The organism is Streptomyces parvulus, from assembly GCF_014648855.1.
GTDB classification, from domain to species: Bacteria; Actinomycetota; Actinomycetes; order Streptomycetales; family Streptomycetaceae; genus Streptomyces; species Streptomyces parvulus.
In genome coordinates, this window is sequence record NZ_BMRX01000006.1 from 459,444 (window position 1) to 468,781 (window position 9,338).

8 protein-coding genes are annotated in these 9,338 nt (G+C 71.7%); 3 read left to right on the top strand and 5 right to left on the bottom strand.

Features of this window, described 5'->3' with window-relative positions:
* Positions 1–62 precede the first annotated feature (62 nt).
* Together IE108_RS14260 and nadA are read right to left on the bottom strand one after the other, a co-directional pair.
* Positions 63–1,820, bottom strand: a complete 1,758-nt coding sequence (locus tag IE108_RS14260; protein ID WP_472573240.1) for a DUF4246 domain-containing protein — start codon at positions 1,818–1,820, stop codon at positions 63–65.
* Positions 1,709–2,893 (bottom strand): quinolinate synthase NadA, encoded by a 1,185-nt coding sequence (gene nadA, locus IE108_RS14265; RefSeq protein ID WP_064727497.1) that lies wholly within the window; start codon positions 2,891–2,893, stop codon positions 1,709–1,711. The genes IE108_RS14260 and nadA overlap by 112 nt, the downstream gene beginning before the upstream one ends.
* A gap of 252 nt (positions 2,894–3,145) precedes the next feature.
* Here nadA and IE108_RS14270 point away from each other — a divergent pair, with 252 nt between their 5' ends.
* Complete coding sequence (locus IE108_RS14270; RefSeq protein WP_064727496.1) at positions 3,146–3,502, top strand: HesB/IscA family protein; 357 nt, start codon at positions 3,146–3,148, stop codon at positions 3,500–3,502.
* A 90-nt stretch (positions 3,503–3,592) separates the two neighbouring features.
* On the opposite strand, the gene IE108_RS14275 is transcribed toward IE108_RS14270, so the two are convergent.
* Both IE108_RS14275 and IE108_RS14280 read right to left on the bottom strand, forming a co-directional pair.
* The gene (locus IE108_RS14275; RefSeq protein WP_064727495.1) at positions 3,593–5,119 is read right to left on the bottom strand and encodes a hypothetical protein; all 1,527 of its coding nucleotides are present in this window, start codon (positions 5,117–5,119) and stop codon (positions 3,593–3,595) included.
* A gap of 92 nt (positions 5,120–5,211) precedes the next feature.
* Complete coding sequence (locus IE108_RS14280) at positions 5,212–5,421, bottom strand: hypothetical protein (protein WP_064727494.1); 210 nt, start codon at positions 5,419–5,421, stop codon at positions 5,212–5,214.
* 132 nt (positions 5,422–5,553) lie between these two features.
* On the opposite strand from IE108_RS14280, the gene IE108_RS14285 reads away from it, so the two are divergent.
* Positions 5,554–6,528 (top strand): carbohydrate kinase family protein, encoded by a 975-nt coding sequence (locus IE108_RS14285; protein WP_064727493.1) that lies wholly within the window; start codon positions 5,554–5,556, stop codon positions 6,526–6,528.
* Between the two features lie 15 nt (positions 6,529–6,543).
* Here the strand turns inward: IE108_RS14285 and IE108_RS14290 are convergent, their stop codons facing one another.
* Positions 6,544–7,926 (bottom strand): cysteine desulfurase/sulfurtransferase TusA family protein, encoded by a 1,383-nt coding sequence (locus IE108_RS14290; protein ID WP_079163490.1) that lies wholly within the window; start codon positions 7,924–7,926, stop codon positions 6,544–6,546.
* 301 nt (positions 7,927–8,227) lie between these two features.
* Between IE108_RS14290 and ctaC the strand changes: the two genes are divergently transcribed.
* The gene (gene ctaC / locus IE108_RS14295) at positions 8,228–9,187 is read left to right on the top strand and encodes an aa3-type cytochrome oxidase subunit II (RefSeq protein WP_064727491.1); all 960 of its coding nucleotides are present in this window, start codon (positions 8,228–8,230) and stop codon (positions 9,185–9,187) included.
* Positions 9,188–9,338: the final 151 nt, after the last annotated feature.

Below are 9,338 nucleotides of genomic sequence, written 5' to 3' on the forward strand. Positions count from 1 at the left end.
GGATCTTCCGCGGGGGCGCCCTTCGCGTCGCCTCGGCTCGTACGGCCTCGGCTCATGCGGCCTCAGTGCTCACACAGGGAGAACTCGCGCTCGTAGAGCTGCTCGTTGTGCTCGGCGACGAAGAACTTGCGCTCCCGCATCAGCTGTTCGCGGAAGTCCCTCGCCTGTTCCAGCGTCATCGTCGAGGTGGCGGACCAGGGCTGCTGCGGGGGCACGTCGGACGTCGAGACGATCGTCTCCGACGGGTCGACCAGGAAGAACGCGAGGATCTTGCGGTGTCCCGGGCGGTCGGGGTCCGCGAGGCGGAACGGGCCGACGCGGTGCTGGAGGATGTTCGGGAAGGCCAGGCACCGGCCCGCCGGGGTCGCCGCCGATCCCAGCACCTGGTTCAGCGCGTCCTCGTTCTCCAGGCCGTAGACCTCGCGCATGCCGTTGTCGTCGCTCTGCTCGTAGTCGGGGTCGTCGAGGGCCGTCCGGAAGGCCAGCCGGCTCTCGGTGATGTTCTCGCTGCCCCAGTAGTAGAGGGCGGTCGAGACGATCCGCTCGTTCAGCATCCCCTCGACGTGCCAGGAACCGCCCGCGTACTCGGGCGCGTCCGGGGTGAGGTGGATGGTGGCGAGCTTGACGATCACCTGGAGCCGGCGGCCGCGCAGGCCGACGCGGGCGGAGGCGTCGGGCGGCTCGGGCGGGGTGAAGGCCGGGGCGTCCGGGACGACCGGGCGGCGGTTCTCCCACCAGTCGTCGGCGGCCTCCTCCCAGGCGCGTTGGGCCTCCTGGTAGGCGGCGTCGTCGGGGAAGGAGTCCTTGTCCGGCTCCTCCGGCTCCGAGTCGTACCAGCCGTAGGGGTCGGCCTCGATCCGCGGCGGCCGGGGACGGCGCAGGTCGGTGAGCACGTTCTCCAGCAGCGGGAGCATCCGCGCGAACAGGTCCGGCAGGACGGAGAGCAGTTCGCCGTGGGTGTGAGGGTGGACGTTGTTCACGTACGACCGGAAGGCGACGGAGCCGTCCGCACTGACGTCGACGTCGGTGGGCAGCCACTGGAACCGCTCCGAGAACTCGTGCCGCGAGTACTGGGTGGTCGGGTTGAGCCAGGCCCGCTCGGGCGCGCCGCTCACCTCGCGCACCAGGCAGAACAGCGAGGGGTGCACCAGATCCAGCACCTGGCCGCCGGATCCGGGGTGCCAGTCCCGGTCCGCCTCGGGAACCTGCTCCAGGACCCGGACCGCCGCGCGGAGCCGGGCGCCCAGCGCGTCGTCGATCAGCGTGTCCGACTGCCACACCCCGTCGACGGCGGACACCTCGACGCCGGTCCGCGCGTCCCGCAGGGCGGCGTAGTGGGCGAGTTCGGCGAGGACGTACCGGATCTGCGCCTCGGTGAGGCCCTGTTCGACGGCCTCGCGCGTCCATCTGGCGACGATCTCGGCGTCGTTCATCTTGTCGGACCACCCGGGCTTCGCCCGGAGGTGCGCGCTGCACTCCATCATCTGCAGCTCCCGCAGCGTCCGCGGTGTCGCGAACGCTATGGAGCGGGAAGCGTGAAAGGGCAGCGGAAAAGCAGACAGGCCGGTCAACTCCGGATCCTCCCAGTCGGTGTGCGGCGGCGGGAAGCCTACGGCAGGGCACCGACAGCGGGGCCGGGAGGCGGCGCGGGGCCGCCACGAGGGAAGTCCTCGCGGCGGCCCCGCACCAGAGGGCCGGGGAGGGCCGGCTACGGCAGGGCGAGCATCCGCTCCAGCGCCAGCTTCGCGAACGCCTCCGTCTCCTTGTCGACCTCGATCCGGTTGACCAGCGTGCCCTCGGCGAGCGACTCCAGCGTCCAGACCAGGTGCGGCAGGTCGATGCGGTTCATCGTGGAGCAGAAGCAGACGGTCTTGTCGAGGAAGACGATCTCCTTGTCCTCCGCAGCGAAACGGTTCGCCAGCCGCCGGACCAGGTTCAGCTCGGTCCCGATGGCCCACTTGGAGCCGGCCGGGGCCGCCTCCAGGGCCTTGATGATGTACTCGGTCGAACCGACGTAGTCGGCCGCCGCGACGACCTCGTGCTTGCACTCGGGGTGCACCAGGACGTTGACGCCGGGGATGCGCTCGCGCACGTCGTTCACCGAGTCGAGGCTGAAGCGGCCGTGCACGGAGCAGTGGCCCCGCCACAGGATCATCTTCGCGCCGCGCAGCTCCTCGGCGGTCAGTCCGCCGTTCGGCCGGTGCGGGTTGTAGACGACGCAGTCCTCCAGCGTCATGCCCATGTCCCGCACCGCGGTGTTGCGGCCCAGGTGCTGGTCGGGCAGGAACAGCACCTTCTCGCCCTGCTCGAAGGCCCAGTCCAGGGCGCGCTTGGCGTTGGACGAGGTGCAGATGGTGCCGCCGTGCTTGCCGGTGAACGCCTTGATGTCCGCGGACGAGTTCATGTACGAGACGGGCACGACCTGCTCGGCGATCCCGGCCTCGGTCAGCGCGTCCCAGCACTCGGCGACCTGCTCGGCGGTGGCCATGTCGGCCATCGAGCAGCCGGCGGCCAGGTCGGGCAGGACCACCTTCTGGTCGTCGGAGGTCAGGATGTCGGCCGACTCCGCCATGAAGTGCACACCGCAGAAGACGATGTACTCGGCCTCCGGGCGGGCGGCCGCGTCCTTGGCCAGCTTGAAGGAGTCACCCGTGACGTCGGCGAACTGGATGACCTCGTCGCGCTGGTAGTGGTGACCGAGGACGAAGACCTTGCCCCCGAGCTTCTCCTTGGCCGCGCGGGCGCGGGCGACCAGGTCCGGGTCGGAGGGCGAGGGCAGGTCGCCGGGGCACTCCACGCCGCGCTCGCTCCTGGGGTCGGCCTCCCGGCCGAGCAGGAGCAGGGCGAGGGGCGTCGGCTGTACGTCGAGCTCCTGGGTTTGGGCGGTGGTCACGACACGCACCCTTTCTACTTTTCGTCTAACTGACGCTATATATCATAACCGCTTCACGTCAGTTTGACGATGGCGATTGTGTCGGTGTGACGTGAATCCCGGCGCCGCTTAACGTGCGCGGGGCTGTGTGCGAGCATGAAGGGACGCCGAGGACGCCGAGTGCAAAGACTCGGCCCCGCCCGGAATGAATCCGCGGCTCCGCCGGTTGAAACCGTCGGCAAGCAGTCTCCGTACAACCCGGGAGAGATGTAGATGTCCGTATCGGACGAGACCAGCACCGTCACCGACGGCATCATCCTGACCGACGCCGCCGCGTCGAAGGTCAAGGCACTGCTCGACCAGGAAGGCCGTGACGACCTGGCGCTGCGCGTCGCCGTCCAGCCCGGCGGCTGCTCCGGCCTGCGCTACCAGCTCTTCTTCGACGAGCGCTCGCTCGACGGCGACGTCGTGAAGGACTTCGGCGGCGTCAAGGTCACCACCGACCGCATGAGCGCCCCGTACCTGGGCGGCGCCACCATCGACTTCGTGGACACGATCGAGAAGCAGGGCTTCACGATCGACAACCCGAACGCGACGGGCTCCTGCGCCTGCGGCGACTCCTTCAGCTGAGCCGCGCGGCACGCACGGAGTACGAAGAGGGCGGCGGCCCGGGGATATCTCCCCGGGCCGCCGCCCTCTTCCCGTCCCGTGCCCGAGAGGTCAACGGCCCTCGGACGGCGCCGGCAGCCGCGCGCCGGGCTTGTGCAGCGGGACCTTCTCGCCCTCCGGGGTCACGACCTTCCGGTCGCCGAGCGGTTCGTCGAGCCGCACCGTCCGCTCGTACTCCTTGGCGATCAGGATGCAGGCCTTGCCCTCGTGCGGGGTCTCGGTCACCGTCACGGTCACCTCGCCCTTCTCCTCTTCGGCCGTCGCCGCGTAGTCGGCGCACACCCCGCCCGTGAAGTGCACGGTCAGTTCCCCGCCCGCGGCCGTGTAGCCGCTCACCCGCACGTCCCGCGGCTCGCCGGACCCGGACCCGGGCTCGTCCGACGGCGACGGCGACGGGGAGGCGGGGGACGCGGCGGTCAGGTACTTCGGCTCGACCGCCGGGTACGTGACCGTGGAGCCCTCCTGCCCGCCCGGCCCGCGCACCTCGAACAGCCAGGACGGCACCAGCGTCTGCCGTCCCCGCACCGGATGCGCGGCCAGGCCGAACACCGCGTCCTCCACCGTGACCGCCTGCTTCCGCGGCTTCTCGGGCTTCGTCGGCACCTCCGTCGACGGCGCGCACGGCGTGTCCGCGCCCTCCCCGTGCGGCACGGGGCTCGCACAGCCGCCGACGCCCCCGGAGCCGCCGCCCGGCGAGTTCAGCAGCGCGAGGGCCTCCTTCGCGTCCAGGACCGGATACGTGTCGCCCTTGACCGGCGCCTTGACCTGTCCGCTGCCGCCGACCACGTCGCCCTGCGCGCCGACGACCACGCCGGTCGTCCAGCCGTGCGTGGGCAGCCCGCCGACCTCGGGCTCGGCGTTCACGGCCCGCCGGGCGCCCATGACCTGGCCCGCGTCCAGCTTGGCGTCGTCCTGGCCCAGCGCCTTCAGCACGGGCGCCGCCGCCTTCTTCGCGGCAGCCTCGCTCACCGGGCTCCCGTCCTCGGACGGTGCGGCGCACACGGCGCCCTTCCGGCAGTCGTCGGTGCCGGGCGCGTAGCGATGGAAGGTCCAGGTGCCCGGCGCCTGCCTGGCCACCGTCAGCAGGGGCCCCGAGCCGTCCTTGGCGTTGCCGACCTGCCAGGACCCGCCCTGGACGCGCGGCGCGCCGGCCAGCCCGAGCGCGTCGGCCAGCCGGGCCACCTCCGCCTCGCCGACCTGGCCCTTCGTCCGGTACACCGGCGCCGAGCCGGGCCCCTCGGGGAGTGGGCCGTCGGCGCGGTAGATGACGCCGTACGGGTCGGGCTCGCCGGGCGCGATGCCGTTCGCCCCGTCCGTGCCGCTGCCGGCGGAGGGTCCGTGGTCGTCCAGGGCGAGCGGCGGGGGAGTGTCGTCCCCCGAGGCGCCGGACGCCGTACCGCCGTCCGGGTCGCCGCCGGAGGCGGACGTGGCGAGGTAGGCGCCGCCCGTGCCGACCAGCAGCACGGCCGCGGCGACCGACGCGACGACGACCGCAGAGGGACGCCGCCGCGCGGGACGCCCGGTGCCGGCCTCGTCGGCCGCGGTGGCGTCGTCGTTGTCGGGTCGGTCGCTGTTCACCGCATCGCTCCTTCTGCTGTTACCGGGGACAGCGATGGGACGCGGTGGACGGTCATCCGGTTCCCGGCGACGGCGCGCGTCGCCCGGACGGCTCAGTCGCCGTAGTCCGACATCGCCTCCAGCAGCCGGGCCGAGGTCTGCGGCACGCGCACGCCGTGGAGCAGCGAGACGGGCACCGGGCGGGCGGAGACGTGCGCCGGGGCCGACCAGCGCGGGGACATCCGGGCGCAGTCGCCGCGCAGCGACGCCAGGTCGCCGTCCAGATCGGCCGGGGCGGGGTCGGCGGTCCTCAGGTTCGTCATAACAGAACCGTAGACACGTCACGGACCGCGAAGAAAGTTGTACTACCGGGTAGTTTTGCCTGCTTCGATCGGGAGGCGGTCCCGGGTAGCGTGAACCGTCAACCCGCCTCCCCTCAGGAGAGAGTCCACGCCGTGCGCATCGCAGTCACCGGCTCCATCGCCACCGACCACCTCATGACCTTCCCCGGCCGATTCTCCGACCAGCTCGTCGCGGACCAGCTCCACACGGTCTCGCTCTCCTTCCTCGTCGACCAGCTGGACGTGCGCCGGGGCGGCGTCGCCGCGAACATCGCCTTCGGCATGGGCCAGCTCGGCACCCGCCCGATCCTGGTCGGCGCGGCCGGCTCGGACTTCGCCGAGTACCGGGCCTGGCTGGACCGGCACGGCGTCGACACCGGCTCGGTGCGCATCTCCGAGACCCTGCACACCGCCCGCTTCGTCTGCACCACCGACACCGACCACAACCAGATCGGCTCCTTCTACACGGGCGCGATGAGCGAGGCCCGCCTCATCGAGCTGAAGACCGTCGCCGACCGGGTGGGCGGCCTTGACCTGGTGTCCATCGGCGCCGACGACCCGGAGGCGATGCTCCGGCACACCGAGGAGTGCCGCTCGCGGTCCATCCCCTTCGCCGCGGACTTCTCCCAGCAGATCGCCCGCATGAACGGCGACGAGATCCGGATACTGCTGGACGGGGCGACCTACCTCTTCTCCAACGAGTACGAGAAGGGGCTCATCGAGACCAAGACCGGCTGGACGGACGAGGAGATCCTCTCCCGCGTCGGCCACCGCGTGACCACCCTCGGCGCGCGGGGCGTGCGCATCGAACGGGCCGGCGAGCCGACCATCGAGGTCGGCGTCCCCGACGAGGAGCGCAAGGCCGACCCCACGGGCGTCGGCGACGCCTTCCGGGCCGGGTTCATGTCGGGACTGGCGTGGGGGGTCTCCCTGGAGCGGGCGGCGCAGGTGGGCTGCATGCTCGCCACCCTCGTCATCGAGACGGTGGGCACGCAGGAGTACCAGCTGCGGCGCGGGCACTTCATGGAGCGGTTCACCAAGGCGTACGGGGACGAGGCCGCGGAGGAGGTCCGGGGGCGGCTGGGCTGACCGGACGGGTACGGCCTACCCGCTCCTCCGGACCAGGTAGGCCGTACCCCTCTCCGCCGGCTCCTCGCCCACGTACTCCTGGCCCCGCATCTCGCACCACGCCGGGATGTCCAGGCGCGCCGCCTCGTCGTCGGACAGGACGCGGACCGTGCCGCCGACGGGGACGTCGCCGATGACCTTGGCCAGTTCGATGACCGGGATCGGGCAGCGGCGGCCGAGGGCGTCCACGACGAGGTCCGCCCCGGTCTCCGGGGCGGACTCCGCGGCCGCCGGCGCCCCCAGCCGCTCCCGCACCGCGGCCACCGCGCCCGGCAGCACCTCGAGGAAGCGCTCGACGTCCTCGCCGGGTGTCCCCGGGGGCAGCGACACCCGGACGTTGCCCTCGGTGAGCACGCCCATCGCCTTGAGGACGTGGCTCGGCGTCAGCGTGCTGCTGGTGCAGGACGACCCGGACGAGACGGAGAAGCCGGCCCGGTCCAGCTCGTGCAGCAGAGCCTCCCCGTCGACATAGAGACACGAGAAGGTGACGATCCCGGGCAGCCGGCGCACCGGGTCGCCGACCACCTCGACGTCCGGCACCAGGCCGGGCACCCGCGCCCGGATCCGCTCCGTCAGCTCCCGCAGCCGGGCCGCCTCCTGCGCGGCTTCGGCCCGCACCGCCCGCAGCGACGCCGCCGCGGCCACGATCGCCGGCAGGTTCTCGAAGCCGGGCGCCCGCCCCGACTCCCGCTCGTCCGCCGCCCCTTGCGGCGCGAACCGCACTCCCTTGCGTACGACCAGCAGCCCGACCCCCGAGGGCCCGCCCCACTTGTGCGCGCTCGCCGTGAGCAGCGACCAGCCGCCCGGCACCTTCCCCCAGCCCAGCGACTGGGCCGCGTCCACCAGCAGCGGCACGCCCGCCGCGCGGCACGCCTCCGCCGCCTCCGTCACCGGCTGCTCGGTGCCCACCTCGTGGTTGGTCGACTGGAGGCAGGCCAGCGCGGTGCCGTCGCCGAGGGCCGCGGCGAAGACCCCCGCGTCCACCGCGCCGGCGCGGTCCACGGGGACCCGGGTGACGGTCCCGCCGTCGCGCTCCAGCTCCTCCGCCGCGTGGAGTACGGAGGAGTGTTCGACGGCCGACACGATCAGGTGGCGTCCGACGCGCCGCCGCCCGGCGAGGGCACCCGCCACCCCTGAATGCACCGCCCGCGTCCCCGAAGGAGTGAACACCAGCTCGTCGGCCCGGCACCCCACCGCCTCCGCGGCGGCCTCCCGGGCGGCATCCAGCAACAACCGAGCCCGCCGCCCCTCCCGGTAGAGCCGCGCCGGATCGGCCCACCCCTCGTCGAGCGAGGCCAGCAGGGCCTGCCGGGCAACAGGATGAAGGGGAGCAGCGGAAGCAGCATCGAAGTAGGCCACACGGCAACGCTAGAACGCCGGGTGGCACGGCGCCCCATCAGGGGCGCGGGGAACCGCGCGACAAGCCACGACGCACCGTCAGCCGCGAGACAACCCCCGCCTCCACCCCCCGAGGCGTCCCCATCCCACCCTTAAAGAGTGACCCCCGGCGCGTATGCCACCCTCCCCGCGACCCCCCGGAGGGCGTCGGCTAGGGTTTGGTCCGCATAAACATCAAACCCCTGCCCGACGCAGGGCGGCGACCGACCAGCGAGAAGGCCGCAGCCGAACAGCGCGGGCGAGACTCTCGGGAAGGCGCTACGTGAGTCCCAACGGCTCCGACCGCTCGCCGCGGCGCCCGATGCGGCGGAAGCTGCTGCAGGCACTGACCGCGGGCCTGGTCCTGGCGACCGCCACAGGTTGCACATACGAGGACTTCCCCCGCCTCGGCATGCCCACCCCCACCACGGAAGAGGCTCCGCGGATCCTCTCCCTGTGGCAGGGCTCCTGGGCCGCCGCGCTGGCCACCGGCGTGCTGGTGTGGGGCCTGATCCTGTGGAGCGTGTTCTTCCACCGGCGCAGCCGCACCAAGGTCGAGGTCCCTCCGCAGACCAGGTACAACCTGCCCATCGAGGCGCTGTACACCATGGTTCCGCTCGTCATCGTCTCGGTGCTGTTCTACTTCACCGCGCGTGACGAGTCCGAGCTCCTGAACCTCAAGAAGAAGCCCGACGTCACGGTGAACGTGGTCGGCTTCCAGTGGAGCTGGTGCTTCAACTACGTCGAGAGCGTCAACGGTTCCTCCGGTGACGCCAAGACCTCCGAGGAACTGTCCGCCATCCCGGACCGGTTCAAGGAGGACTTCCCGGCAGGCGCCGGCGGCACCTACGACTGCGGTACCCCGAGCACCCGGAACCCGCAGACCGACAACCCCGGTCCGACCCTCTGGCTCCCCAAGGGCAAGACGGTTCGCTTCGTCCTGACCTCGCGTGACGTCATCCACTCCTTCTGGGTGGTGCCGTTCCTCATGAAGCAGGACGTCATTCCGGGCCACACCAACGCCTTCGAGGTGACCCCCAACAAGGAGGGCACCTTCCTCGGCAAGTGCGCCGAGCTGTGCGGCGTGGACCACTCCCGGATGCTGTTCAACGTGAAGGTCGTCTCCCCGGAGCGCTACGAGCAGCACCTCCAGGACCTCGTGAAGAAGGGGCAGACCGGTTACGTTCCCGCAGGCATCGCGCAGACGAGCCACGAGAAGAACCGGGAGACGAACAACCTGTGAGCATCCTCAACGAACCCCAGGGTGCCTCGGCAGCGGAGGACTCGTACGAGAACGAGCTGCCGGTACGGCGCAAGCAGCCCGGCAACGTCGTGATCAAGTGGCTGACGACCACGGACCACAAGACGATCGGCACGCTGTATCTGGTGACGTC

Excerpts from the sequence above, each read along its gene's own strand:
- IE108_RS14270 (WP_064727496.1), top strand. The coding sequence starts at position 3,146 with ATGTCCGTATCGGACGAGACCAGCACCGTCACCGACGGCATCATCCTG.
- IE108_RS14280 (WP_064727494.1), bottom strand. The coding sequence starts at position 5,421 with ATGACGAACCTGAGGACCGCCGACCCCGCCCCGGCCGATCTGGACGGC.